The sequence below is a fragment of the Desulforhopalus vacuolatus genome, assembly GCF_016918505.1.
GTDB lineage: Bacteria > Desulfobacterota > Desulfobulbia > Desulfobulbales > Desulfocapsaceae > Desulforhopalus > Desulforhopalus vacuolatus.
In genome coordinates this window covers 1-354 of the sequence record NZ_JAFFPZ010000147.1, presented here as the reverse complement: position 1 = coordinate 354, position 354 = coordinate 1, and the positions used below count along the sequence as shown (strand labels likewise).

The following is a 354-nucleotide window of genomic DNA, read 5'->3' as shown; positions in this document are numbered from 1 at the left end:
TGCCACTATTGATACTCAAATTATAATCTGAGGTATTGTTGCCAAAAGGATCGACCTTGACGTAATATGTATTACCTGAGATGAGATTATAGGATATAGATTCACTGGAACTTCCACTCGAAGAGGAAGAATGCGAAGATGAGGAATCCAGCGTTGATCCAGAGCTGCTCAAGAGTTTTAAATCAATATCTGAACTCAATCCCGTTAAATTAATGGTCGCGGTGCCAGGGTGTTGCGCGACAAACGTATAAAAATCATTTTCCCCAGCATAACCTGTAATGCTGGTATCTCCATTACTGTCCAGTGAAACCGCAGTGGCTCCCGTTCGAGAGTTACCCGCATCACCACCACTGA

At 43.2% G+C, this 354-nt stretch carries 1 protein-coding gene; it reads right to left on the bottom strand.

Annotation, left to right across the window (positions count from 1 at the left end; translation table 11 throughout):
• Window positions 1-354: pre-peptidase C-terminal domain-containing protein (locus JWG39_RS16295; protein ID WP_205220474.1), on the bottom strand; the 354-nt coding region annotated here is incomplete at both ends.